Raw genomic sequence first — 24304 nt, 5'->3', positions numbered from 1 at the left:
CGAGAGGGGCGCCGTGTGACGCTTGAGACGGAGAGGTCAGGGGGCCGATCTGTACCTGGTACGTGCCGGCGGCGGTTACCGTTGAGGGTATGCCTGTCAGTGCCCCCAGCACACCCGAGCCGAGGGTGATCGACGCCGACGTGGTCGCCGAGCGCCGCACCTTCCTCCAGGTGGCCCGGCAGCCCCGCATGATCGGGCTGCTGCTCGTGTTCGTGCTGGCCGCGCTGGTCTGCGGGCGGCTGGGTGCCTGGCAGCTCGACCGCGCGTACGAGCGTGCCGAGCTCGCCGCGCAGCAGGAGGCGGCCGAGGCCGTCGCCGCCGGGCCGGCCTGGCTCGGCGACGTGCTGGCCCCCCAGGAGAGCTTCTCGGGCGAGCTCGTGGGACGCGAGGTGCGGGTGGCGGGCGAGTTCGAGCCGGACGGTTCGCTGCTGGTTCCCGGCCGTGCCCTGGAGGGCCGCACGGGCTACCTCGTGCTGACCCCGTTCCGGGTGACCGACGACGGGACCGGCGGAGCGTCCTGGGCCGACCTGTCCGGCGCCCCGGTGCTCGCCGTGGTCCAGGGCTGGGTCGAGACGCCCGCCGACGCCGCGGCCCTCGTCCTGCCCGAGGGCGAGACCACGCTGACGGGCTGGCTGCAGATGGGCGAGTCGACGGCGGGCAGCGCCGCCGTGGTGGACGGCCGGACCGAGCACATCGCCCTCAGCGCGCTCGTCAACGAGTGGGGCGGGCCCATCTACACGGGCTACCTCGTCGCGACCGAGGGCCCCGGCTCGCCGCAGGACGGGGGCGTCGCCGCGCTCCCGCGCCCGACCATCGACGGCGGCTCGGGCGCGAACCTGCAGAACATCTTCTACGCCCTGCAGTGGTGGCTGTTCGGCGGGTTCGCCGTGCTGCTGTGGATCCGGCTGGTGCGCGACGAGATGGCGGGCGGACGCCGCGGCGGCGAGCCCACCGACGCCGGCACGGGCATCGCGGGGCTGCCGGCGGCGTGACCGCCCGGAGCGTCAGCGGTCCAGCACCGCCCGCATGCGGGTGGCGGCCTCCTCGAGGAGCGGTCGCGGGAGCCCGGCGTTGAACCGCACGAAGCCGCGGCCCGCCGCGCCGCAGTCCGCGCCGTCGACCAGCGTGACGCCGGCCTGCTCCCGGAAGAACGTCGCGGCGCTGCCCGGCCCGCCCGGCAGGTCGAGGTCGCGGCAGTCCAGCCAGGCCAGGTAGGTGCCCTCGGGCGCCCGGTAGCCGATCCCCGACCCCTCGAGCAGCTCGCCCAGCCGGGTCACGTTGCCCTGCACGTAGGCGACCACGTCGTCCAGCCAGTCGCGGCCCTCGGTGTAGGCGACCTGGTTGGCCAGCATGCCCAGCGTGGACGCGCCCTCCTCGATGCGCTCGCCCACCTCGTCCCACAGCTTCACGTCCGCGTCGTTCGACAGCACGACCTGCGCGCACTTGAGGCCGGGCAGGTTCCACGCCTTGGACGCGGAGGTGGCCGTGAGGGTGTGGCCCGCCGTCGTCTCGTCGAGCGACGCGTACGGCACGTGCCGGCGGCCCGGATGGACCAGCGGGGCGTGGATCTCGTCGGAGAACACCCGGCCGCCGTGGCGGTCGACGACCTCGGCGACGGCCAGCATCTCCGCGGGCTCCAGGACCCGGCCGATCGGGTTGTGCGGGTTGCACAGGATCAGCAGGTGCCCGCCCGCGGCGAACGCCCCGTCCAGCGCGTCCAGGTCGTAGGTGTAGCGGCCCGCGGCGTCGCGCGCCATCGGCACCTGGATGATCTCCCGGCCCAGCTCGCGCGGCAGGGTGTGGAACGGCATGTACGACGGCGTCGGCACGATGACCGGCGACCCCGCCCGCGAGAAGTGCCGGATGGTGTGCTCCAGCGCCGTCAGCACGTCGGACGCGGGGCGCACCCGGGCTGGGTCCACCACCCACGAGTAACGGTCGGCCGCGAAGGACGCGTACGCCTCGCGCACGCCGGTGACGAGTGCCGGGGGAAGATAGCCCAGCAGGCCGCGGTCCACGGCGTCGTGCAGCGCGGCGCTGATCGGGGGAGCGACCGGGAAGTCCGCCTCGGCGACCCAGGCCCCGATGGTGCCGGGAAAGGCGGTCCACTTGAGGCTGCCGTTCTCGCGGAGCCGGTCTGCGGTGATGGAGTCGAAGGCGTGCGCGTTCACGCTCGCATTGAACCAGGGGACCGCGGCGCACCGCGGGGGTGCCCGGCCCTCAGGACAGGTAGCGCGCCTCGAGCGCGGCGAGCTTCGCCTCGGCCTCGCCGTGGATCTTCTTCTCCAGCACGAACGACATCACGGGGACGACGCCGGCGATCACCATCGTCACCAGGCGACCGAAGCCCCAGCGCATCTTCGACCACAGGTCGGCGACCGTGACCAGGTACACCACGTAGATCCAGCCGTGCGCGAAGGGCACCCAGGCGATGAACGGCATGACGCCGTCGACGTCGGTCACCGCGCCCAGGCCGTACTTGATGCCCAGCTCGACGCAGAGGATCAGGAGCATGACACCGGTGACCAGCGCCATGAAGCGGTAGCGGGACATGGCGCCGCGGGCCTTGCGGATCGCGGTGGCGGCCGCCTCGGCGGAGATCTCGGGAGCGGTCTGCGGGGTACTCACAGCAATCGAGGATATGCCTTTTCCGGAGCGGTCCGGGACCGTCCCCGGCCGTTCCCGGACCGCGCGGCAGGGCTGTGGATAAAGCGTGGATCAATGTCAGTGGTCGTCCGTACGGTGTTGGTCGTGCGCTCCCTCCCCTTTGCCGATCCCGGCACCCCGCCGCTGCGCGGGCCGATCACCCTGCTCCTGTGGCTCGCGCGCAAGCAGGCGCGGGTGCTGCTCGTCGCCGTGTTCTTCGGCGTGCTCTCGTTCACGTGCAGCGCGTTCCAGCCGTTCCTGCTGGGCCGGATCATCGACAGCGCCACCGGCTCGGGGCTGAGCCGGACCACCTGGACGTGGGCGGCCGTCATGCTCGGCGTCGGTCTCGTCTGGATCGCGTCCAACGCCATCGGGCACCGGTGGGACATCACGGCCTGGATGCACGCCGCCTTCCGCACGTCACAGCTCGTGACCCGCACCGTCGCACGGTCGGGCCACAACATCACCAAGGAGCTGCCGACCGGTGAGGTGGTCTCGTCGGTCGCCAACGACACCATGCGGATCGGCGAGGTGTTCGCCATCGCCGCCCAGACCCTGGGCAGCCTCGCCACCTACGGCATCGTGGTGGTGCTGATGCTCACCCAGTCGCTCACGCTGGGCCTCGTCATCGCGCTCGGCCTGCCGGTGGTCGCGGCCATCCTCGCGCTGCTGGTCAAGCCGCTGCAGAAGCACCAGAAGAACCAGCGCGACGCCCAGGGGCGGCTCACCACGCTCGGCGCGGACACCGTCTCCGGCCTGCGCATCCTGCGCGGCATCGGGGGCGAGAAGGTGTTCACCGGCCGGTACCGCGTGCAGTCGCAGAAGGTCCGGCAGGCGGGCGTCGACGTCGCGGGCACGCAGTCGATCCTCGACGCCCTCCAGATCCTGCTGCCGGGGCTCTTCATCGCCCTCGTGGTGTACCTCGGAGCGGCCGAGGCCATCGCGGGGCGGATCACCACGGGCCAGCTCGTCGCGTTCTACGGGTACGCGTCGTTCCTGTCCTGGCCGGTGCACCTGCTCGTGCAGTCCGTCAACGTCGTCACCAAGGCGCACGTCGCGGCGGGCAAGGTGGTCAAGGTGCTGCAGGTGGTCCCGGCCACCGGTGCCGCCGGCTCGACGGCCGACATGCCGCCGGCCGGGGTCCCCCTGGTGGACGACACGACCGGTGTGACCCTCGAACCGGGCCGGGTCGTGGCGCTCGTCAGCGCCGACCCGGACGAGTCCGCGCGGGTCGCCGTCCGGATGGGCCGGTTCGACGACGAGGCGGAGGCCGAGACCCCCGTGACGCTCGGCGGGGTCCGGCTGGGCGACCTCGACAAGCACGCGCTGCGCGAACGGATCGTGGTGGCGGACGCGACCCCGGCGCTGTTCTCCGGCCGCCTCGCGGGCGAGCTCGACGTGCGCGACGGCGCCGACCGGGAGTCGCTGCTGCGCGCCCTGCACATCGCCGACGCGCACGACGTGCTGGACTCGCTGCCCGACGGCATCGAGGGCGAGATCCCGGAGAAGGGGCGCTCGCTGTCGGGCGGCCAGCGGCAACGGGTGGCCCTGGCGCGGGCGTTGCTCACCGACCCGGAGATCCTGGTGCTCGTCGAGCCCACCTCCGCGGTCGACGCCCACACCGAGGCGCGCATCGCCCAGCGCCTCACCGGCTGGCGCCGCGGCCGCACCACGCTGATCGTCACGGCCAGCCCGCTCGTGCTCGATCACGTGGACGAGGTGATCTTCCTCGACGCCGGCCGCGTCGCCACGCGCGGGACGCACCGCGAGCTGCTCGACCTGCCCACGAACGCTCCCGGTGGGCGCGAGGCCGCCCGCTACCGGCGGGTGGTGGGCCGCTCGCTGGCGGAGGACGACGAGGGTACGGCTCTGGACCAGGAGCTCGACGAGCTGCTGGGCGTGAACGCACAGGAAGGAGGCACGGCATGAGCACGGGAAAGATCCTGCCGATCGCCGACGCCACCGAGACCTGGCAGTACACGCGCCAGCTCCTCGGCCGGCACAAGGGACCGCTGGTGATCATCACCGTGGCGAACACGGTGGCCGCCATGGCCGGGCTGGTCGGCCCGTTCGTGCTGGGCAAGCTCGTCGACGCCGTGACCAGGGGTACCACGCTCGAGGTGGCGCGGAACCTGGTGCTGGTCGCGGTCGGCGCGATCGTGGTGCAGGCCCTGATCACCCGGTTCGCGCAGCGCCGGGCCATGGTGTTCGGCGAGACCGTGTTCGCCGACATGCGCGAGGAGTTCGTCGAGACGGTCACCTCCCTGCCGCTGTCCACGGTGGAGACGGCAGGCACCGGCGACCTCATCGCCCGCACCACCCGCGACGTCAGCCGGATCCAGAACGCGGTGCGCTTCGGCGTGCCCCGCCTGGTGATCGCCGTGGTCACGCTCGTGCTGACGTCCGTGGTCAGCCTGTTCGTGTCGCCGCTGGTGGCGCTGGGCATGTTCGTCGGCGTGCCGGTGCTCGTCGCCGTCGCCCGCTGGTACCTGAAGCGGGCCACGCCCGCCTACCAGCGGGAGTCCGCGGCCTACGCCCGGCTCGACGGCACCGTCACCGAGTCCGTCGAGGGGGCGCGCACCATCGACGCGCTGCGCATCGGCCGGCGACGCACGGCACGTGGCGACGACGACCTCCACGAGGCGTTCCAGGCCGAGCGCGGCACGCTCAACCTGCGCACGGTGCTGTTCCCCGGTGTGGACTTCGCGTTCATGATCGCGCCCGTCTCGGTGCTCGTGTGGGGCGGGTTCCTCGCGTCCGAGGGCACGGTGACCATCGGCATGGTCGCGACCATCGTGATGTACACCTACCAGCTCCAGGGGCCGGTCTGGGAGCTCATCTTCTGGCTGGACGAGATCCAGGTGGCGGCCACGTCGCTGTCCCGCATCATCGGGGTGCGGCTCGTGCCGACGGACCGCAGCGCCGGGACCGCGGTGCCCGTCGACGAGCAGGTCCGCGGCCAGGGTGTGCGCTACGCGTACCGCGAGGGCACCGACGTGCTGCACGGCATCGACCTCGACCTGCGGGTGGGGGAGCGGCTGGCGGTCGTCGGACCGTCGGGTTCCGGCAAGTCCACCCTGGGCCGCATGCTGGCCGGCATCCACCCGCCCACCGGCGGCACGGTGCGGGTCGGCGGCGTCCCGCTCGTGGACCTGCCCCTGGAGGACCTGCGCAAGCACGTGGCGCTCGTGACCCAGGAGCACCACGTGTTCGTGGGGTCGCTGGCGGAGAACCTGCGCCTGGCCAAGATCGACGCCGACGACGAGGAGCTGATGGACGCGCTGCGCGCCGTCGACGCGCACGGCTGGGTGGAGGCGCTCGACGAGGGTCTCGCCACCGAGGTCGGGTCGGGCGGCCACAAGCTCACCCCGGCCCAGGCGCAGCAGATCGCCCTCGCCCGGCTCGTGCTGCTCGACCCGCACACGCTCGTGCTCGACGAGGCGACGTCGCTGCTCGACCCGCGCGCGGCCCGGCACCTGGAGCGCTCGCTCAACGCGGTGCTCGAGGGGCGCACCGTCGTGGCCATCGCGCACCGGCTCCACACGGCGCACGACGCCGACCGCGTCGCGGTGCTCGACGGGGGCCGGATCACCGAGATCGGCCCGCACGACGAGCTGGTCGCGGCGGGCGGCGACTACGCGAGCCTCTGGCACAGCTGGCAGCACGAGTAGCCCGTTGTGAGTGCGGGATGTTCGCCCTCTTGAACGCTTGAGGAGGGCGAACGTCCCGCACTCAACGCGGTTGCTCGGGGTGCCGGCCCAGGGCCGACGAGATGCGGGACGCCGCGTCGCGCACGATCGGGGCCAGGGTCTCCAGGCGTTCCGGCGGCATGTAGGGGCGGGTCGCCGCCACGCTGATCGCGGCGACGATCGAGCCGGAGATGTCCCGCACAGGTGCCGCGACGCAGAGGATGCCCGGCTCGTTCTCCTCCAGGTCGAACGTGACCCCTCGGGCCGCCGAAGCCTCCATGACCTGCACGAATGCCTCGGGAGTCAGGACGTCGCGCGCCGGTTCGTCCCCCGCGCCGGCCGGCCGCTCGGCGACGAACTGGTCGTGCCAGCGCGCGGGGCCGTCCAGGAGCAGGGCCTTGCCGATGCCTGTTCGGGTCAACGGCATCCGGTGCCCGATCTGCGAACGCATCACCGCGCCGCGCGTGCCCGGGATCTTGTCGAGGTACAGCACCTGCCCGCGGTCCTCGATGGCGAGGTGGACGGTGTCGTGCACCCGCTCGGCCAGGGTGCGCAGCACCGGCGCGGCCACCTCCGTGACGGGGTTCTCCTGGAGCGCCTGATAGCCCAGCTCGATGAGGGCCGGACCGAGCGCGTACGCGCCGTCGTCGTGCTGGCGGAGGTAGCCGGTGGCCAGCAGGAGCTGGAGCAGGCGGTGCGTGGTGCTCCGCCCGACCCCGGTGGCCTCGGCGATGTCGCGCAGCCGGCTGCGGCCCCGCGCCACGGCGTTCACGACGGCGATACCTCGGGCGAGCGTCTGCGTGCCCGGGGGAGGCACGACGGCGTCGGCGCGCCCCGGGACGGTGGTCCCTGCGGGAACGGTGCCGCGCCCGGCAGTCCCGGCAGCATGCCCGGCGGCCCCGGCGGCCCCGGCGTCTCCGGGCGGCTCGTGGCGCTGTGGCGTCGCGGTCATGCGGCACACCGTATCCCGATAATAGGGAAACGGTTCCATCAATCGGTCCACCCGCTTACCGTCCAGGCATGGCTGACGACGCAGGGGAGCCCGACGCCGCACTCATCGCCCTCGACTGGGGCACCACCACGTTCCGTGCGTGGCTCCTGGACAGTGCGGGCACGGTCCTCGACCGCGTCCGGTCCGACGACGGCGTGCTGACCGTCTCGGAGCGCGCGGGTACCTCGGCGGCCCGGGCGGTCGCGTTCGCCGACGTCTTCGGCAGGCAGTGCCGTCCCTGGCTCGCGGGGCACCCGGGTGTGCCGGTGCTGTGCGCGGGGATGGCGGGCTCGAACCACGGCTGGGCAGAGGCCGGATACCTCGACGTCCCGGCGGAGCTCGGTGAGCTCGCGGGGCTGCTGACGGTGGTACCGGCCGGTGAGTCGGTCGTGCACATCGTCCCCGGGCTGCGGGCGACCGGCGCCGACCCCGACGTCATGCGCGGTGAGGAGGTGCAGCTCGTGGGCGCCCTCACGGGGCAGGACGGGCCGGCCACCGTGCTGCTGCCCGGCACGCACTCGAAGTGGGTGCGGCTCGACGGCGCCCGCGTCACCGGGTTCACCACCGCGATGACCGGCGAGCTCTACGGGCTGCTGCTGCGGGACAGCATCCTGGCGCGGTTGGCCACCGGCGCGCCGGGGCCAGAGGTGACCGAGGCCTTCCTGCGCGGGCTGGAGACCGAGTCCGCGCTCGGCGACGAGCGCGGACTGCCCGCCCTGCTGTTCACGGCCCGCACGCACGTGCTCGCCGGGCTGCTCGAACCCGGGCACGTCGCCGACTACGTCTCCGGCCTGCTCATCGGGACCGAGGTGCGGCACGGGCTGCGCACGACGCCGGACGGCGTGGTCGCCCTGTGCGGGCCGCCGTCGACCACCGACCGTTATCGCGCCGCGCTCGAACGGGGCGGTGCGTCCGTCCGGGTCGTGCCGGAGGGCGCCGCCGTCCGCGGGCTGTGGCGGGTGGCCGCCGACGCGGGGCTGGTGCCCGCCCGGTCCGCGCCGTCGCCCACACCCGCCCCGCCCGCCACCGAGGAGCCCGCCCCATGACCTATCCCTCCGCCGGCCTCGTGGCCATCCTGCGCGGCGTGACCCCCGCGGAGGCGGTCGACATCGCCGAGGCGGTGTTCCAGGCCGGGTTCGACGCCGTCGAGGTGCCGTACAACTCGCCGGACCCGCTGGAGTCGATCCGCCGCATCCGTGCCGCCGGGCCGTCCGACCGCCGCGTCGGCGCGGGCACCGTGCTCACGCCGGACGACGTCCGCCGGGCCGCCGACGCCGGGGCGTCCCTCATCGTCTCGCCGAACACACGGGCCGACGTCGTCGTCGAGACGGTGCGGCTCGGCCTGGAGAGCTATCCCGGTGCCGCGACCCCCACCGAGGCGTTCGTCGCGCTCGACGCCGGCGCGCGCGCCGTCAAGCTCTTCCCGGGCTCGACGATCGGCGTGAGCGGGATGCGCGCGTGGGCGAGCGTGCTGCCCCCGGGCACGGGTCTCGTGCCCGTGGGCGGCGTCGACGCGGGGAACCTCGCCGAGTGGGCCCGCGCCGGCGCGGCGGGCGCCGGGATCGGCACGGCTCTCTACCGCCCGGGCGACACCCCGGACACCGTGGCCCACCGCGCCGCGACCCTGACCGCCCTCTGGCCGGGACCCCGGTGACGCCCCGAGATCCGGTGCCGGCGGAGGAGCCCACCGACGGGCGGCCCGGATCGGAATCGTTGAACGGAGCAGCAGCATGAAGATCGTCTCGATGACCACGTACGCCGTCCCGCCCCGGTGGCTCTTCCTCCGGATCGAGACCGACACCGGCATCGTCGGCTGGGGCGAGCCCACGCTCGAAGGGCGCGCCGCCAGCGTCGCGGCCGCCGTCGAGGAGCTGTCCGACTACCTGATCGGCAAGGATCCGCGCCGCATCGAGGAGCACTGGACCGTGCTGTACCGCTCCGGGTTCTACCGCGGCGGCGGCATCCACATGAGCGCCCTGGCCGGGATCGACCAGGCGCTCTGGGACATCACGGGCAAGGCCCTCGGGGCGCCGGTGCACGACCTGCTCGGCGGACGGGTGCGCGACCGCATCAAGGTCTACTCCTGGATCGGCGGCGACCGGCCGGCCGAGACCGCGGCGCAGGCCAAGGAGGCCGTCGACCGGGGGTTCTCCGCCGTGAAGATGAACGGACCCGAGGAGCTGCAGTACCTCGACACGCGGGACAAGGTGGAGCGGGTCGTCGCCAACGTGGCCGCCGTCCGCGAGGCGGTCGGGCCCGACGTCGGCATCGGCGTCGACTTCCACGGCCGCGTGCACCGGCCCATGGCCCGGGTGCTGCTCGACGCGCTGGCGCCCTACCACCTGATGTTCGTGGAGGAGCCGGTGCTGTCGGAGCATGTCGACGGCGTGGCCGACGTGCTGCGCGCCTCGGCCACGCCGATCGCGCTCGGCGAGCGGTTGTACTCCCGGTGGGACTTCAAGGACGTCATCACGTCGGGCGTGGTCGACGTGGTCCAGCCCGACCTCTCGCACGCCGGCGGCATCACCGAGGTCCGCAAGATCGCGGCGATGGCCGAGGCGTACGACATCGCCGTCGCGCCGCACTGCCCGCTCGGCCCGATCGCGCTGGCCTCCTGCCTGCAGCTCGACGCCGTCGCCTACAACGCGGTGATCCAGGAGCAGAGCCTGGGCATCCACTACAACACCTCGAACGACCTGCTCGACTACCTCGCCGACCCCACGGTCTTCGACTACGAGGACGGCTACGTGAGCATCCCCCGGGGCCCCGGCCTCGGCATCGAGGTGAACGAGGACTACGTGCGCGAGCGCGCCGCCGAGGGGCACCGCTGGCGCAACCCGGTGTGGCGGCACGCGGACGGCTCGTTCGCGGAGTGGTGAGCATGCCCGGCAGGTGCGGCACGTTACACGGGTGCGGAGCGCCCGAGGGCCGCGGGGCACTTAGACTTGGCCCGTGACGTCACCCGCCACCGCTCCCGAGGCTCAGCCCCAGACCCCCCGCCCGGTCATCGTCGTCGACTTCGGCGCGCAGTACGCCCAGCTCATCGCGCGCCGCGTACGCGAGGCCCGGGTGTACTCGGAGATCGTGCCGCACACGTTCACGGTCGAGCAGATGCTCGCCAAGGACCCGGCGGCCATCATCCTCTCCGGCGGCCCGTCCTCCGTGTACGCGGCCGGCGCCCCGTTCGTGGACCCCAAGCTGTTCGAGGCCGGCGTTCCGGTCATGGGCATCTGCTACGGGTTCCAGGCCATGGCGCAGGCGCTCGGCGGCGAGGTGGCGCAGACCGGGCTGAGCGAGTTCGGCGGCACGGAGGTCGAGGTGTGCTCTGCCGGTGTGCTGCTCGCCGACACCCCCGAGCACCAGACCGCGTGGATGAGCCACGGCGACGCCGTGCACAAGGCGCCCGTCGGCTTCGAGGTGCTCGCCACCTCCGAGGGCTCGCCCGTCGCCGCCTTCGAGGACACCCGCCGCCGCCTGTACGGCGTGCAGTGGCACCCCGAGGTGAAGCACTCCGCGCACGGCCAGACGGTGCTGGAGCACTTCCTCTACGAGGGCGCCGGCCTGGCGCCCGACTGGACCCCGGACAACGTCATCGCCGACCAGGTGGCCGCCATCAAGGCGCAGATCGGCGACGCCCGCGTCATCTGCGCGCTGTCCGGCGGCGTGGACTCCGCGGTCGCGGCCGCGCTCGTGCAGCGCGCCGTGGGCGACCAGCTCACCTGCGTGCACGTCGACCACGGCCTGATGCGGGCCGGCGAGGTCGAGCAGATCGAGAACGACTTCGTCGCCTCCACCGGCGTGAAGCTCGTGGTCCGCGACGAGAAGGAACGGTTCCTGACGGCGCTGGCCGGCGTCAGCGACCCGGAGACCAAGCGCAAGATCATCGGCCGCGAGTTCATCCGCGTGTTCGAGGACGCGCAGCGGGACATCGTCGCCGAGGCCGGTGCGCACGGCGAGGAGGTCAAGTTCCTCGTGCAGGGCACGCTGTACCCGGACGTCGTCGAGTCCGGCGGCGGCGAGGGCGCGGCCAACATCAAGAGCCACCACAACGTGGGCGGCCTGCCGGACGACCTGAACTTCGAGCTGGTCGAGCCGCTGCGCACCCTGTTCAAGGACGAGGTCCGCGCCGTGGGCCGTGAGCTCGGCGTGCCCGAGGAGATCGTGTCCCGCCAGCCGTTCCCCGGCCCCGGCCTGGGCATCCGGATCGTCGGCGAGATCACGGCCGAGCGCCTGGAGATCCTGCGCCGCGCCGACGCGATCGCCCGCGAGGAGCTGACCAAGGCCGGCCTGGACAACGAGATCTGGCAGTGCCCGGTCGTGCTGCTCGCGGACGTCCGCAGCGTCGGTGTCCAGGGCGACGGCCGCACCTACGGCCACCCGATCGTGCTGCGCCCGGTCTCGTCCGAGGACGCGATGACGGCCGACTGGACGCGCCTGCCCTACGACGTGCTGTCGACCATCTCGACCCGCATCACCAACGAGGTGCGTGAGGTCAACCGCGTGGTGCTCGACGTGACGAGCAAGCCGCCGGGCACCATCGAGTGGGAGTGACGTCCCGCGGCCCCGTACCCGGTCCGGGTGCGGGGCCGCGGTCGTCCCGGCATGCCCCCGGCAGCCGTCACCAGCCCACGAGGCGGGCCCAGCTCAGCCCGACGACGGTGCCGATCAGCATGTACGGCCCGAACGCGATGCCCGTCTTCCAGCCGGCTCGCCGGCCGAGCAGGAGCACGACCGCCACCACCCCGGCCAGCACGTGGGCGGCGAAGACGCCGACGACGAGCGTCGTCCACGAGTGCCAGGCCAGGACCGCGCCCAGGCTCATGGTGAGCTTGACGTCGCCGTACCCGATCCCGCCGCGCGGGGCCACGAGGTAGAGCACCTGGTACAGGGCGAAGAAGGCCAGTCCGCCGAGCACCGCCCGGCCCAGCGACCCCCAGGCTCCCGTGCCGGCGGCGGCCACGGCGAGCAGCGCCGCCGTCGCCCACGTGAGCGGGAAGACCAGCGCGTTCGGCAGCCGGTGCGTGCGGGCGTCGATCACGCCGAGCGCGGCGCCCACCACGCCGAGCACCAGGTACGCGGGGGTGAGCCAGCCGTGTCCGCTCGCCCAGACGGCCCACGCGGCCGCCGGCACGACGGCGACGGCGATGCCCCGCGCGAACGGGGCCACCTCGGCCCGGGCACGTTCGTACTGGCGGACGACGAAGGGCTGGGCGGGGCTCGTCGCTGCCGGGTCGCTGGGGGTCACCCGGGGAGGCTATCGGCGCCCCGGGCCCCGTGCACCACGTTCGTGAGCGTGGAGATCGATCGACCGCGGAAAGGCCCGGTCAGGGAGGATTCCGCCGGCCCGTCTCCGGTCGCCGAGGAAGGTGCCCCGCGGAGGCCTGTTGCTCTGGGTAGACGTTGTCTACTGCTAGCAACAGGCCTGCGCGGGGCACCTTCCCCCTGCGCCGCCGGCAGGTCCCGGCGGCGCACACCGACGGACTGCGCGCGGCCTGCCCTCAGCTCCGGGACGGCAGGAGCGCGGCCGCTTCGGCGTAGGTCCGTTCCGTCGCGGCCAGGACCTCCGGCCAGGTCACGCCCGACGGCGGGGTCGCCGCCCGCGCCAGCAGGCCGTCGAGCAGGCCGGGCTCCGCCGCGAGCAGGACGATCGCCGCCGCCAGCGCCTCGTCGTCGGGTACGACGAGCCCGGTGGCGCCGTCCGTCACACGCTCGGCGACCCCCGAACCCGCGCGGGTGACCACCGCGAGCCCCGCCGCCTGGGCCTCCAGGGCGGCGAGGCCGAAGGCCTCGGCGACGGCGGGCGCGGCGAAGACGTCGGCCCGGGCGTAGAGACGTTTGAGCTCGGTGGCGGTGAGGCGTCCGGGCAGGGCGACGATGTCGCGCAGGTCGTGCTCCGCCACGAACCGCAGAGCGGCCGCGCGGTCCGGGCCGTCACCGGCGAGGGTCACGAAGAGGGATCCGTCCGGGAGCCGGGACGCGGCGTCGGCGACCGCGGCGAGCAGCGGCAGCATCCGCTTGCGGGACGCGAACCGGGCGGCGGACACCACGTGCACCGCCGGGCCCTCGGGCCGCCGGTCGCGCTCGGTCCGGGGCACCCTCCAGGCGTCCAGGTCGAGGCCGTTGGGCAGGATCGCGACGTCGGTCCCGGTGACGTCCCGCAGCGGCCGGGCCGTCAGCTCGCTGACCGCCGTCCACCGTACCGGCCACCGTGACCATCGGGTCATGGCGTCGGCGGTGGCGAAGAGCGGGGCCGCCGCGCCCCACACGCTGTGCACGGTCAGCACCGCGGGCAGGTCGAGGCGGGTCACGGATCGCAGCGCGGCCTGCACGGTCGGGGCCAGCACCCCCATGTGCAGGTGCACGACGTCGGGCCGCTCGCCCCGCGTGATCGAGTCCCGGAGGCGTTCGGTCACGTGGGCGGTGGAACGGGGGTGGACCGGCCAGCCGCCCGGCACCCGGGCAGCGATGCGGTGCACCGTCACGCCGTCCTCGACCGTGGTGCCGACCCCGTGGGCGCCGGGGCGGGCGGGGGTCGTCGTGATGACCTCGACGTGGTGCCCCGCGGCCGCCTGCTGCCCGGCCAGGCGGCTCACCTGCGCCTCGATGCCGCCGAGCAGGGGCAGGTAGGTGTCCGACACGTGGGTGATGCGCACGGCGTCATCCTCGCACCGGAGGGCCTACCTGCGCCTGTGGCCTAGCGTCGCCGCACGCTGGACACCACCGAGCCGACCACCAGGATCACGCCCGCCGCACCCAGCAGCACGATCAGGGCGACGCCCAGGTCGAACACCACGCCCGCCGCGACCGCGAGGATCCCCAGGCCGATCGCGATGACGATCAGTCCCCAGACGGCCGTCCCGACGCGCGGACCGCGCCGCACGGCGGGCTGGGCCACGGGCTGCCCGGGCTGACCCGTCTGTGCGGCGCCCGCGTGTGCGGGAGCTGCCTGCCCCGGACCGGCCGGACCAGCGCCTGTCGGTGCGGAGCCCGTCAGGACGGGCTGCCCGCCCACGGGCACGGGACCGGTCTGCGGGCCCGGCCCCTGCGGCTCCGGCTCGCGCAGCGGGGCGAGCGGGTCGGACTCGTCGTGGACCGGGGCGTCCTGGACGGCGCCCGACTCGGCCTGCACCCGGGCCGCGGCGATGCCGTAGGCCGGGTGCACCTCCCCCTCGGGCGCGGTGCCCTCGGGGATCCGGTGGGTCGCCTGCGCGATCTCCTGCGTCGGCGGGGTGGCCGACGCCGGGGTCACCTGGGTCGGTGTCCCGGCCAGGACCGCTGCCGGGGGCAGCACCTCGGTCGGGTCGGCGGGACTCCCGGCGGAACCGGTGGTGCCGCCGGCCGGGGGATTGGTGGTGTCGTGCGTCAGATCGGTCATGATGTCGCTCGCGTCCTGGCCCTCGGGCCGGCCGGTTGTCTGGGACGTGTCGGCCCCGGGTGTCCCCGAGCCTGTCTCGTCGGGGGTCTCGGGAGGCGTCTCGGTCGAGGCCTCGGCCCGGGCCTTGTCGTCGTGTGCGCGGTCGTCGTGCGCGTGCTCGCTCATCGCGTGCTCCTTCCCTCGGTCTCGCTGACGATCACTTCGCCGGCGCCGGCCCGGATGTCGAGGCTGAGCACCGCGCCGTCGTCACCGACCTCGTCGCTCGCGAAGTACGTGTCGGAGCCGACGCCGCTCGCGGCGCGGTCCTGGTCGTCCACGTTCCACCGGACGTTTCCTGCGGCGACGTAGGCGTTCGCCTCGACCGCCACGTCCTGGGGCACCGTCACCACGGTCTGGCCCGCGCCCAGCTCGATCGGCACGACGACGGGGTCGCCCGGCTCGACCCGGGACAGGTCGAGCTCGGACAGGTCGATCTCCGGGTCGCCCCACTGGACGTAGAAGCCGTTCTCGGCCTCGCGCAGGGTCTGCACCACCACGGTGCCCTCGGTGAGGGTGGCCGCATCCGGGTTGGACGGGTTGGTCATGATGTCCTCGACCTCGCGGCCGGTCGAGACCGCCTCGTCGGTCCAGTAGGCGGCCGAGGTGCCGTAGAACATCAGGTACGCGAGACCGAACAGCAGGGCGATGATCGCGAAGAACCCGAGCACGCCGCTCGTGCGGCCGCGCAGCGCGGAGACGAGGATCGCCACGCCCAGCACGACCGTCGAGATGCCCAGCCAGGCGGCGGCGAAGCCCGCGCCGTCGTCCAGGAAGCCCGCGGCACCCACCCGGTCCGCGGCCAGGAGCAGGGCCCCGGCCAGCAGGATCAGGCCGACGGTGATGCCGACGGCGCCACCGCCCGGGCCGCGCCGGACCCGGGCGGGCGGCGGTGCGGTGCGGACGAGCGGCGGCTGCGGCGTGCGGCCGGGCCGGTACTGCGGCTGCGGCCGGGGCGCGGGGCCGGCGCCGGTCGCGTACATGAGGCCCTCGGACCGCCGGTAGTCGACCGGCGGGGCGGGCGTGTACGGGGCCGGGGTGCCGCCCGTCGGCGCCTCCGGGGCGCCCGGTGCCGGGGCGCCCGGTGCTGGTGCGCCCGGCACCGGTGCGCCCGGTGCCGGCGGGACCGGCGCGCCAGGGACGAAGCCCGTGCGGCGGGCGTCGCGGCGCCGCTGCACGCCCTGGACGATCAGCGGCAGCGCGACACCGAAGACCGCCAGCCAGAACATGACGGCCAGCCACTCGAAGCCGCCGTCGTCCCACCAGCCCAGCGGGCCGCCCCACGCGATGCCGACGAGGAACACGGCCACCGAACCGAGCATCGCCACGTCGAAGTTGCCGCGCGTCGCCTCCTGCAGGTGGATGCGGCCGTCCCGCTCGGGCAGAAGCGCCCAGGCGATGCCGTACAGGATGAGGCCGAGGCCGCCGAGGAAGAAGCTGATGATCAGCACGCCGCGCACCACCAGCGGGTCCCAGCCGATCCGCTCCGCGACACCGCCGGCGACACCGCCCACCCAGCGCTGGTCGGAGCGCGGGAACAGGCCGCGGCGGATGGACGCGAAGAAGCCGGTCTCCGGGTAGGGCTGCTGCCCGGGCGCGGGAGGTGCGGCGGGTGCGGCGTCGGCCTTCTGGTCGGACGCCGGTTCGGCGGGGTCGGCAGCCGGGCCGGAGTACGTGGTGCCCGGCCCGGCCGACCCCGCGTCGGCCGGGCCGCCCGGCCCGCTCGTGGCGTCCTCGGGACGCGTCTCGTCGGTGCTCATGGTGTCCATGCTGGTCCCTCGACGCCCCCGGAGGCATCGGGGACCGGCCCTGAACCAACCCTGGTTCCTCCGGCGCGGCACCCTGAGATCCAGGCTCAGGCGTGTTCAGGGGGCCACGGACGTGTGACGATCGGGGGGTGAAGCAACGACTGACCCTCCGCAGGCCGGGCCAGGCCGGGCCGGGATACAGCGGCCGCTGGCTGGCCGGCGTGGCCGCGGGCCTGGCCGCGCACACAGGCCTGCCGGTCTGGCTGGTCCGGGTCGCGTTCCTGGTGCTCACCGGGTTCGCGGGGGCCGGCGTCGTCGCCTACGTCTTCTGGTGGGTGACCGTCCCGGCCGGCGTTCCCGCCCGGCCCGACGACGCCGTGCCCACCGAGCGCCGCCGGCTCGCCCCACGCCTGACCACCGACGCCTCCGCCGACGCCGGCGCGCAGGAGCGCACCACCGCGTCGCTCGCCGACCGGATGCGCCTCTCTGGCCCCGTCTCCCGGCTCGCCGCGCGCGACATCTGGGTCGGCGTGGTGCTGCTCTCCGGCGCCGCGCTGCTCGTCGCGTACCGCGCGGGCTGGGACCCGGTCGCGTCCTGGGTGCTGCCCGCCCTCATCGGGCTCGGCGGCGTGGCCCTCGCGTGGAGCCAGATCGACGCCACCGAGCGCGACAAGTGGGTGGGCGGCTCCGGGTCGCTCCTGCGCTCGCGGACGGCGCTGCTGCGGCTGGCCGGCGGCGTGGTGCTGACCATGCTCGGCGTGCTGATGCTCGTGGGACAGGACACGCCCGTCAGCGTGCTCATGCAGGCCACCGTCGCGTCGGTGGCGATGGTCGCGGGCCTGGTGCTGGTCTCGGTGCCGTGGTGGATCCGGCTGGTGCGGCAGCTCGGCGACGAGCGCGCCGCCCGCGCCCGGGAGGCCGAGCGCGCCGACATCGCCGCCCACCTGCACGACTCCGTGCTGCAGACCCTCGCCCTGATCCGGGCCCAGGCCAAGGACCCCGAGGCCGTGTCCCGCATGGCGCGCGCCCAGGAGCGCGAGCTGCGCGGCTGGCTGTACGACGACCGCCGCGAGCCGGGCACGTCCGTGTCGGCCGAGCTCAAGGAGCTGGTGGCCGAGATCGAGGACGCCGTGGCACCGCTCACCGTGGAGACCGTGGTGGTGGGCGACTGCCCGCCCACCGAGTCCACGGCGGCGATGCTCCAGGCCACCCGCGAGGCGCTGCTCAACGCCTTCAAGCACGGGTCCCCGCCCGTGTCGGTGTACCTGGAGGTGACGGACGAGGTGGCCGAGGTGTTCGTCCGGGACCGCGGCGACGGGTTCGACCTGGACGAGATCGCGCAGGACCGGTTCGGCGTCCGGGAGTCGATCCTCGGGCGCGTGCGTCGGCGCGGCGGCACCGCCGAGGTCGTGAGCAGGCCAGGATGGGGTACCGAGGTGCGGCTGCGGATGCCGCTGGACAAGCCGGCGAACGGCGAGAAGAAGACCGAGAAGAACGGCAGGGCACGGGCGGCGTCGGCCCCCGGTGCCGTGCCGGCCACTGTGGAAGGTGCGACGAGATGACAACCCCCGCGACGCCGTCGGGCAGCACGCAGAGCTCCGTGACCATCCCGGTGCCCGTGGTGCTCGTGGACGACCACCACCTGTTCCGCACCGGCGTGCGCGCCTCGCTGGACGACCGGGTGACGGTGGTGGGCGAGGCGTTCGACGTCGACTCCGCGGTGGCGCAGGTGCACCAGCACCGCCCGCCCGTGGTGCTGCTCGACGTGCACCTGCCCGGCGGCAACGGGGGCGGCGGCGCCGAGGTGGTGCAGCGGTGCGCCGGGCTGCTGACCGAGGGCGTGCGGTTCCTCGCGCTGTCGGTGTCGGACGCGGCCGAGGACGTCGTCTCGGTCATCCGGGCGGGTGCGCGCGGCTACGTCACGAAGAACATCGCGCCGGCCGACCTGTCGTCGGCGGTGGTGCAGGTGGCCGGGGGCGACGCCGTCTTCTCGCCGCGCCTGGCCGGGTTCGTGCTGGACGCGTTCGGGGCGTCCGCGAACGACATCGCCGTGGCCGACGACGAGCTCGACCGCCTCTCGAAGCGCGAGCAGGAGGTCATGCGGCTCATCGCGCGCGGTTACTCCTACCGCGAGGTCGCCGGCGAGCTGTTCATCTCGATCAAGACGGTCGAGACCCACGTGAGCGCGGTGCTGCGCAAGCTCCAGCTCTCGTCGCGGTACGAGCTGACCCGCTGGGCGGTGGCGCGCCGGCTGCTCTGACGCGGCGGGGGTGAAGCACTTTCCTTGCACCCGCTTCACCCCGTGTGTGAGCCTCGCAGGGCGGCCCGACGACGAGCTGAACCCCGACCCACGGGACGCACCGTGCCCGAGCGACCGGGCGCCCGACACGTCGCGCTGCCGGAGGGGATGAAGTACACAACCGTGCGTTCACACTGGTCGGAGGCATTGATACGCTGCGGTGCCCCCGTGGGGCAGGTGCCGCACGGGGCTGTCTCCTGCGGCATCGTGCAGGGTTTCCGCGGCTGCTCGCCGCACGTCCGTCGGAGATGAAGCCAGGTCCAGTGCGCACTCGCCGTCTCGTCAGCCTCATGCTCGCGTTCGTCGCGGGCATCATCTGGGTGCTGAGCACGCTCGCGAACATCTCGAACGCGTGGGACCCGCTGAACTTCGTGCTCCGGGTGGCCGCCGGCGTGGTGACGGTGGCCGCGGCCGCGGAGTGGCTCGTGCTGACCGTCCGCGCCGCTCGGCGGCCGGAGGGGCTGCGGGACGACGAGGAGCTGCCGCTCGACGGCCCGCCGACCGTCGAGGATGGTCCGGGGCCGGACGCCTTCTCCGGCCTGGACCCGTACCGAGACTCGTTCGCCGACGAGGGCCTGCGAACCGAGCCGGCGCGTGCCCCGCATACCGATCCCCGTTCCGACCAGCACGTCGGGCCGGAGCCGGCTCCCGCCCCCTACCTCGAACACGAGTCGTATCCGGGTCCGCTCACCGACGCAGAGCCCGTTCCTCCCGCCCACCCTGAACCGCTTCCGGAGTTCCGCCCCGACGCCGGAGCCGACCGCGAGCCCACCGACGGGGGCAGCGCCGGGGGCAGCGCCGGGCGGGTCAGGCGCGGGCCGGCCGTGCCGCGCAGCGCGGGCTCCGCGGTGCTGGGCGGCGTCCTGTCCCGGTTCGGCCGGCGACGCACACCGGACCAGGACCTCGCCGTCGTCGTGGGCGGGGGTGCCGTCCGCGTCGGGGCGTACCTGATGGAGCGGAAGGTGCGCCGGGTGACGCTGCGGGTCGGGCTGGACCCGGAGTCGCTCGACGCCCTGGCGGAGGTGCTGGGCGATGCCCCGCACCGGGTGTTCGGCACGCAGGCTCCGACCCGCGGCCTCTTCGCCCGCGCGGCCTACACGCAGATCGAGGGCGCGTCCGGCTCGGGTGCCTGGAGCATCGCGGTCCGCTCGGAAGACGTGGAGGTGCTCCGGTACGCCCTGTCCCGAGCGGCCGAGTTCCGTTGAGTGCTGGGTATCCGTCGGGTTGATGGCCTTCGCGCCGACGGATACCCAGCACTCAACGAGCTTGGAGGCCCCAGGAGGGGGACAGGCGGACCACCGCACCGACCACGACGACCGCCGGGGGCAGGACGCCTGCCGCCTCCGCGCGGGCGGCGATCGTGGCCAGCGTGCCGGTGGTGACGCGCTGGCGGGGACCGTAGCCGTCCTCGATCACGGCGACCGGGGTGTCGGCGGGACGGTCCCGCGTGACGAGCGCCGCGGCGGTCTCGGCCAGCCGGGTGACACCCATGAGCAGCACCAGCGTGTGGTCGGGGCCGCCGGGCACGTCGGCGGCGCCGTCGTGCCCGGTCAGGACGCTGAAGCCGCGCGCCACGCCGCGGTGCGTGACCGGGATGCCGGCCGCAGCCGGCACCGAGACCGCCGACGTGACGCCCGGCACCACCTCGACCTCCAGGCCCGCCGCGCGGCACGCCGCCAGCTCTTCGCCGCCGCGGCCCAGCACGTACGGGTCGCCGCCCTTGAGCCGCACGACGTCGCGCCCCGCCTGCGCGTGCTGGATCAGCAGCGCGTTGATCTCGTGCTGCGGCACCGGGTGGTTGCCGCTGGTCTTGCCCACGTCGATCACCTCGACCTCGGGGGCCAGCTCGCGCAGCAGCGCGCGCGGGCCGAGCCGGTCGACGACCACGACGTCAGCCTGGGCCAGGACGGCGCGGCCGCGGGCCGTGACGAGGCCGGGATCGCCGGGCCCGCCGCCGACGAGCCACACCCGGCCGGGCTGGACCGCCGGCGCGCCGGAGGCCGGAGCGTTCGCGTCGTCCGACACCGGGCCGGCCTGGACCGCTGCCGTGCCGCCCCGGTGCGGGCCGGTGGCGCGGGGGCGGTGCCGTCGCAGGGGCAGGGCGCCCGACTGGAGCGCCGCCGCCACCGCGTCCCGGATCGCCCGCGAGCGGCGGGGGTCCCGGCCGGCGGTCACCGCGACGGTCACCTCGGCGTCGTCGGTCAGGGTCGTGCGCGCCACCGCCGGGACCCAGGCGGTCCCCGCGGAGGCGTCGCCCGCCGTGACGCAGAAGACCCGCGCGCGCTCGGCGTCGTCGGCCACCTGCTGGTCCACGGACGGCGAACCGGTGGCCGTGTGCACGAGCCACGCGCCGTCGAGGTCGCCGGTGCGGTAGTCGCGTCGCACCCACTCGACGGCGCCGGGCGCCGGGCCGTCCGTCGGCTCGGGAACCTCGGTGGTGGCCTCGGTGGTGGCAAGGCCGGACTCGGTCAGGACACTGTGCGGTGCGACGACCCGCACCCGGGCGCCGGCCTCGACCAGCGCGCCGACGCGGCGGGCGGCCACGGGCCCGCCGCCGACCACGACGACGAGCCGGCCGGCGATGCGGAGCCCCAGGGGATAGATGTCAGACATGGAGACCGCACTCGTCCTTGTCGAGCCCGGCCCAGCGGCCCGAGCGCGCGTCCTGGCCCGGCAGCGGCCGTGCGGTGCACGGTTCGCAGCCGACCGACGGGTAGCCGTCCGCGAGCAGCGGGTTGACCACGAGGCCGTGCCGCGCGGCGTACTCGGCCACCTCGTCGTCGGTCCACGCGGCGATCGGGTTGATCTTCACCACGCCGTTGCGCTCGTCCCAGCTCACCAGGGGCGCGTTCGCGCGGGCCGCGGTCTCGCTGCGGCGCACGCCCGTGGCCCAGGCCTCGTAACCGGCCAGCGCCTTCTGCATGGGGGCGACCTTACGCATCGCGCAGCACGCCTCGGGGTCGCGGTCGTGCAGCCGGGGGCCGTACCGTGCGTCCTGCTCGGCCACCGTGAGCTCGGGGCGCACGTCGATGACGGTCACGTCGAGCTCGATCTCGACGGCGCCCCGCGTGCCGAGCGTCTCCGCGAAGTGGTAGCCGGTGTCGCCGAACAGCACGTCCACGAACGGGAACTGCTCCGCGACCAGGTGCGACAGCACGGTGTCCTGCATCGAGGACGCCACCGCCATGAACGGACCGAACTCGCGCACCGCCCAGGCGATGACGGCATGGGCGTCCGCCTCCCGGTTGCCGGACGACGCGTGCAGCTGCGCCTGGCCCCGCTCCACGACGGCCCGCAGCTCCTCGGCGGTCCGGCGACGACGGCGGGACCTGGCGATCGGCCGGGCCGCGCGGATGCTCTCCCGGGCGGCCGCGCGGGCACGGACGCGAGCGAGACGCGGGTTCACGCCCGCCCCGAACGCCGACGCCGGCGCGGCGAGCGCGACGGCGGACGCAGGCTCCGTGGTGGTCATCGCAGCGCCTCCTCGTCGGCGCGGTGCGCCCACTCGGCGAAGGTCTCCTCGCCGTCGTGGTCGGCGTCGTACCGGCGCACGACCCGCTCCACGTAGTCCCCGATCCCGTCGGCGGTCACCTTGAGGCCGCGCACGGTGCGCCCGAGGCCGGCGTCGTCCCGATCGAGCGACGTGAGGCCGCCACCGAGGTGCACCTGGAAGCCGGGCACCTGGTTGCCGTCGTCGTCGAGCACGAGCTGGCCCTTGAGGCCGATGTCGGCCGTCTGGATGCGTGCGCACGAGTTGGGGCAGCCGTTGACGTGCAGGCTCAGCGGCTTGAGGTCGGTCAGGTCGCCGAGCCGCTCCTCGAGCTGCGTGATCGCGGCGGCCGACGTCGCCTTGGTCTCGACGATCGCGAGCTTGCAGTACTCGATCCCGGTGCAGGCGATGGTGTTGCGGCGGAAGGGGCTGGGCCGGGCCTGGAGGCCGAGCTCGGCCAGCCCGGCGACCAGCGGCTCGACCTCGTCCTGGGCGACGTCCAGCACCAGGAGCTTCTGCTGCGGCGTCAGGCGGACGCGGCGGCTGCCGTGCGCCTCGGCCAGGTCCGCCAGGCGCGCGAGCGTCTCGCCCGAGACGCGGCCCACCGTGGGGGCGGCGCCGATGTAGAAGCGGCCGTCGTGCTGCTCGTGGACGCCCACGTGGTCGCCGCGCTCGTCCAGGCCGAGGGAGGCGGGCGACGGCGGCTCGATGCCGTCGCGGAGCTTGTAGCCGAGGTACTCGTCCTCCAGGACCTGGCGGAACTTCTCCACGCCCCAGTCCGCGAGCAGGAACTTGAGCCGGGCCTTGTTGCGCAGCCGGCGGTACCCGTAGTCGCGGAAGATGCGGACCACGCCGTGCCAGACCTCGGGCGCCTCCTGCGGGGAGACGAAGGCGTTCAGGCGCTCCGCGAGGCGCGGCGCCGTGGACAGCGCGCCGCCCACCCAGACGTCGTAGCCGATCCCGTGCTCGGGGTGGTCGACGGCGACGAACGAGATGTCGTTGATCTGGTGCACCACGTCGAGGCTGGGGTGGCCGGTGATCGCCGACTTGAACTTGCGCGGCAGGTTGGCCAGGGCCGGGTCGCCGATGAAGCGCTCCTGGATCTCCTCGATCACCGGCGTGGGGTCGATGAGCTCGTCCTTGGCGACGCCCGCGACCGGGCTGCCCAGGATGACGCGCGGCACGTCGCCGCAGGCCTCGGTGGTGCTCAGGCCGACCGCCTCCAGCCGGCGCCAGATCTCGGGCACCGACTCGACCTCGACCCAGTGGAGCTGGATGTTCTGCCGGTCGGTGATGTCGGCGGAGTCGCGCCCGAACTCGGTGCTGATGCCCGCGATGGTGCGGAGCTGCTCGGTGGTCAGGGCGCCGCCGTCGATGCGGACGCGGAGCATGAAGTACTTGTCCTCGAGCTCGTGCGGCTCCAGGGTGGCCGTCTTGCCGCCGTCGATCCCGGGCTTGCGCTGCGTGTACAGGCCCCACCAGCGGAACCGGCCGTGCAGGTCATCACCGGGGATCGAGTCGAAGCCCTCCTGGGCGTAGATCTTCTCGATCCGGTCGCGGACCTCCAGCGGGTCGGACTCCTGCTTGAACTCCTCGTTGTGGTTCAGCGGGGCGGTGCCGTCAACCTTCCACTGGCCGTTGGGCCGGGCGGGGCGCTTGGTGGTGCGGGGCTGTGCGGGCGGGGCGGTGTTCACCATGGGCAGGGTCCTGTTCGTGCGGGGCGCGCGGGCATGAAGCTGGCTGGGGGAGTGGTGCGCGTCGTTACGGGCAGGAGGCCGTTTCCCGGGGATGACCAGGGACTCAGCGCTGCGGGCCGGCGGCGCGCGCTGACCTTGCGGAGGGCGAGGGGCGCGTCAGTGCAGACAGCTGCGACAGCGGTCGCAGGCACAGGTCGGCATGGCGGGCATTCGCATCTCGTGACGGGATGTCACGAGTGCTGTGCGCGCTGCTGCCTTGGTCATGGCGAAGACGTTAACCGGGGGGTTCGGGCGGGGGAAGGGGGCGTCCACATCGTGGATGTCTATCGGGGG

20 protein-coding genes are annotated in these 24304 nt (G+C 74.1%); 10 read left to right on the top strand and 10 right to left on the bottom strand.

Annotated features, from left to right (window positions below):
- The first annotated feature begins 89 nt into the window (after positions 1-89).
- Positions 90-992: an SURF1 family protein gene (locus ACO229_RS18205; RefSeq protein ID WP_397431726.1), complete on the top strand. Its 903-nt coding sequence runs from the start codon at positions 90-92 to the stop codon at positions 990-992.
- Positions 993-1004: 12 nt separating this feature from the next.
- Here ACO229_RS18205 and ACO229_RS18200 read toward each other — a convergent pair whose 3' ends face one another.
- Positions 1005-2171, bottom strand: a complete 1167-nt coding sequence (locus ACO229_RS18200; protein WP_423462398.1) for a MalY/PatB family protein — start codon at positions 2169-2171, stop codon at positions 1005-1007.
- Positions 2172-2220: 49 nt separating this feature from the next.
- Complete coding sequence (locus ACO229_RS18195; protein WP_397410382.1) at positions 2221-2628, bottom strand: DUF3817 domain-containing protein; 408 nt, start codon at positions 2626-2628, stop codon at positions 2221-2223.
- 93 nt (positions 2629-2721) lie between these two features.
- Between ACO229_RS18195 and ACO229_RS18190 the strand changes: the two genes are divergently transcribed.
- Together ACO229_RS18190 and ACO229_RS18185 are read left to right on the top strand one after the other, a co-directional pair.
- A complete protein-coding gene (locus tag ACO229_RS18190; RefSeq protein WP_423462397.1) occupies positions 2722-4575 on the top strand; it encodes an ABC transporter ATP-binding protein in 1854 nt (617 codons plus the stop codon).
- The gene (locus ACO229_RS18185; RefSeq protein WP_423462396.1) at positions 4572-6317 is read left to right on the top strand and encodes an ABC transporter ATP-binding protein; all 1746 of its coding nucleotides are present in this window, start codon (positions 4572-4574) and stop codon (positions 6315-6317) included. Before ACO229_RS18190 ends, ACO229_RS18185 begins: the two co-directional genes overlap by 4 nt.
- Positions 6318-6378: 61 nt before the next feature.
- Here ACO229_RS18185 and ACO229_RS18180 read toward each other — a convergent pair whose 3' ends face one another.
- Entirely contained in the window at positions 6379-7287 is a 909-nt protein-coding gene (locus ACO229_RS18180) for an IclR family transcriptional regulator (RefSeq protein WP_423462395.1), read from the bottom strand.
- Positions 7288-7355: 68 nt separating this feature from the next.
- Between ACO229_RS18180 and ACO229_RS18175 the strand changes: the two genes are divergently transcribed.
- The 4 genes from ACO229_RS18175 to guaA all read left to right on the top strand — a co-directional run bounded on the left by ACO229_RS18175 (position 7356) and on the right by guaA (position 11877).
- Positions 7356-8372, top strand: coding sequence for a 2-dehydro-3-deoxygalactonokinase (locus ACO229_RS18175; RefSeq protein ID WP_423462394.1), 1017 nt, complete (start codon positions 7356-7358; stop codon positions 8370-8372).
- Positions 8369-8980 carry a 2-dehydro-3-deoxy-6-phosphogalactonate aldolase gene (locus ACO229_RS18170; protein ID WP_423462393.1) on the top strand — a complete coding sequence of 204 codons (612 nt, stop codon included), beginning with the start codon at positions 8369-8371 and terminating at the stop codon, positions 8978-8980. Before ACO229_RS18175 ends, ACO229_RS18170 begins: the two co-directional genes overlap by 4 nt.
- Positions 8981-9056: 76 nt before the next feature.
- On the top strand, positions 9057-10205 hold the full coding sequence (gene dgoD, locus ACO229_RS18165) for a galactonate dehydratase (RefSeq protein ID WP_397431713.1): 1149 nt from the start codon (positions 9057-9059) through the stop codon (positions 10203-10205).
- A 73-nt stretch (positions 10206-10278) separates the two neighbouring features.
- Positions 10279-11877 carry a glutamine-hydrolyzing GMP synthase gene (gene guaA / locus ACO229_RS18160; RefSeq protein WP_423462392.1) on the top strand — a complete coding sequence of 533 codons (1599 nt, stop codon included), beginning with the start codon at positions 10279-10281 and terminating at the stop codon, positions 11875-11877.
- 67 nt (positions 11878-11944) lie between these two features.
- On the opposite strand, the gene ACO229_RS18155 is transcribed toward guaA, so the two are convergent.
- From ACO229_RS18155 to ACO229_RS18140, 4 genes are all read right to left on the bottom strand, one after another.
- Positions 11945-12571 carry a prepilin peptidase gene (locus ACO229_RS18155; protein ID WP_423462391.1) on the bottom strand — a complete coding sequence of 209 codons (627 nt, stop codon included), beginning with the start codon at positions 12569-12571 and terminating at the stop codon, positions 11945-11947.
- A 253-nt stretch (positions 12572-12824) separates the two neighbouring features.
- Entirely contained in the window at positions 12825-13979 is a 1155-nt protein-coding gene (locus tag ACO229_RS18150) for a glycosyltransferase family 4 protein (protein ID WP_423462390.1), read from the bottom strand.
- Positions 13980-14020: 41 nt separating this feature from the next.
- A complete protein-coding gene (locus tag ACO229_RS18145; RefSeq protein WP_423462389.1) occupies positions 14021-14866 on the bottom strand; it encodes a hypothetical protein in 846 nt (281 codons plus the stop codon).
- Positions 14863-16497 carry a PspC domain-containing protein gene (locus tag ACO229_RS18140; protein WP_423462388.1) on the bottom strand — a complete coding sequence of 545 codons (1635 nt, stop codon included), beginning with the start codon at positions 16495-16497 and terminating at the stop codon, positions 14863-14865. Before ACO229_RS18140 ends, ACO229_RS18145 begins: the two co-directional genes overlap by 4 nt.
- Positions 16498-16634: 137 nt before the next feature.
- On the opposite strand from ACO229_RS18140, the gene ACO229_RS18135 reads away from it, so the two are divergent.
- From ACO229_RS18135 to ACO229_RS18125, 3 genes are all read left to right on the top strand, one after another.
- A complete protein-coding gene (locus tag ACO229_RS18135) occupies positions 16635-18047 on the top strand; it encodes a PspC domain-containing protein (protein ID WP_397410406.1) in 1413 nt (470 codons plus the stop codon).
- Positions 18044-18745: a LuxR C-terminal-related transcriptional regulator gene (locus ACO229_RS18130; RefSeq protein ID WP_423462387.1), complete on the top strand. Its 702-nt coding sequence runs from the start codon at positions 18044-18046 to the stop codon at positions 18743-18745. Before ACO229_RS18135 ends, ACO229_RS18130 begins: the two co-directional genes overlap by 4 nt.
- Positions 18746-19047: 302 nt before the next feature.
- Positions 19048-19989, top strand: a complete 942-nt coding sequence (locus ACO229_RS18125) for a hypothetical protein (protein ID WP_423462386.1) — start codon at positions 19048-19050, stop codon at positions 19987-19989.
- A 52-nt stretch (positions 19990-20041) separates the two neighbouring features.
- On the opposite strand, the gene cobA is transcribed toward ACO229_RS18125, so the two are convergent.
- From cobA to ACO229_RS18110, 3 genes are read right to left on the bottom strand one after another with little or no spacing between them, the layout of a single operon-like run.
- Positions 20042-21397, bottom strand: coding sequence for a uroporphyrinogen-III C-methyltransferase (cobA, locus tag ACO229_RS18120; protein ID WP_423462385.1), 1356 nt, complete (start codon positions 21395-21397; stop codon positions 20042-20044).
- The gene (locus ACO229_RS18115) at positions 21390-22256 is read right to left on the bottom strand and encodes a phosphoadenylyl-sulfate reductase (protein ID WP_423462384.1); all 867 of its coding nucleotides are present in this window, start codon (positions 22254-22256) and stop codon (positions 21390-21392) included. Before ACO229_RS18115 ends, cobA begins: the two co-directional genes overlap by 8 nt.
- Positions 22253-23971 carry a nitrite/sulfite reductase gene (locus ACO229_RS18110; protein ID WP_423462383.1) on the bottom strand — a complete coding sequence of 573 codons (1719 nt, stop codon included), beginning with the start codon at positions 23969-23971 and terminating at the stop codon, positions 22253-22255. Before ACO229_RS18110 ends, ACO229_RS18115 begins: the two co-directional genes overlap by 4 nt.
- Positions 23972-24304 lie beyond the last annotated feature (333 nt).

Origin of the sequence: Promicromonospora sp. MS192, from assembly GCF_049532985.1 — a bacterium.
Lineage (GTDB): Bacteria > Actinomycetota > Actinomycetes > Actinomycetales > Cellulomonadaceae > Promicromonospora.
The sequence above is the reverse complement of the archived record's forward strand: the minus strand, read 5'-3'. Positions and strand labels throughout refer to the sequence as shown.

What these genes read in the sequence shown, in the direction of transcription:
- ACO229_RS18110 (WP_423462383.1), bottom strand. Translation starts at nt 23,971, where the DNA reads ATGGTGAACACCGCCCCGCCCGCACAGCCCCGCACCACCAAGCGCCCC.
- ACO229_RS18130 (WP_423462387.1), top strand. Translation starts at nt 18,044, where the DNA reads ATGACAACCCCCGCGACGCCGTCGGGCAGCACGCAGAGCTCCGTGACC.
- cobA (WP_423462385.1), bottom strand. Translation starts at nt 21,397, where the DNA reads ATGTCTGACATCTATCCCCTGGGGCTCCGCATCGCCGGCCGGCTCGTC.
- ACO229_RS18175 (WP_423462394.1), top strand. Translation starts at nt 7,356, where the DNA reads ATGGCTGACGACGCAGGGGAGCCCGACGCCGCACTCATCGCCCTCGAC.
- dgoD (WP_397431713.1), top strand. Translation starts at nt 9,057, where the DNA reads ATGAAGATCGTCTCGATGACCACGTACGCCGTCCCGCCCCGGTGGCTC.
- ACO229_RS18140 (WP_423462388.1), bottom strand. Translation starts at nt 16,497, where the DNA reads ATGAGCACCGACGAGACGCGTCCCGAGGACGCCACGAGCGGGCCGGGC.
- ACO229_RS18170 (WP_423462393.1), top strand. Translation starts at nt 8,369, where the DNA reads ATGACCTATCCCTCCGCCGGCCTCGTGGCCATCCTGCGCGGCGTGACC.
- ACO229_RS18185 (WP_423462396.1), top strand. Translation starts at nt 4,572, where the DNA reads ATGAGCACGGGAAAGATCCTGCCGATCGCCGACGCCACCGAGACCTGG.
- ACO229_RS18180 (WP_423462395.1), bottom strand. Translation starts at nt 7,287, where the DNA reads ATGACCGCGACGCCACAGCGCCACGAGCCGCCCGGAGACGCCGGGGCC.
- ACO229_RS18115 (WP_423462384.1), bottom strand. Translation starts at nt 22,256, where the DNA reads ATGACCACCACGGAGCCTGCGTCCGCCGTCGCGCTCGCCGCGCCGGCG.
- ACO229_RS18205 (WP_397431726.1), top strand. Translation starts at nt 90, where the DNA reads ATGCCTGTCAGTGCCCCCAGCACACCCGAGCCGAGGGTGATCGACGCC.
- ACO229_RS18145 (WP_423462389.1), bottom strand. Translation starts at nt 14,866, where the DNA reads ATGAGCGAGCACGCGCACGACGACCGCGCACACGACGACAAGGCCCGG.
- ACO229_RS18190 (WP_423462397.1), top strand. Translation starts at nt 2,722, where the DNA reads ATGTCAGTGGTCGTCCGTACGGTGTTGGTCGTGCGCTCCCTCCCCTTT.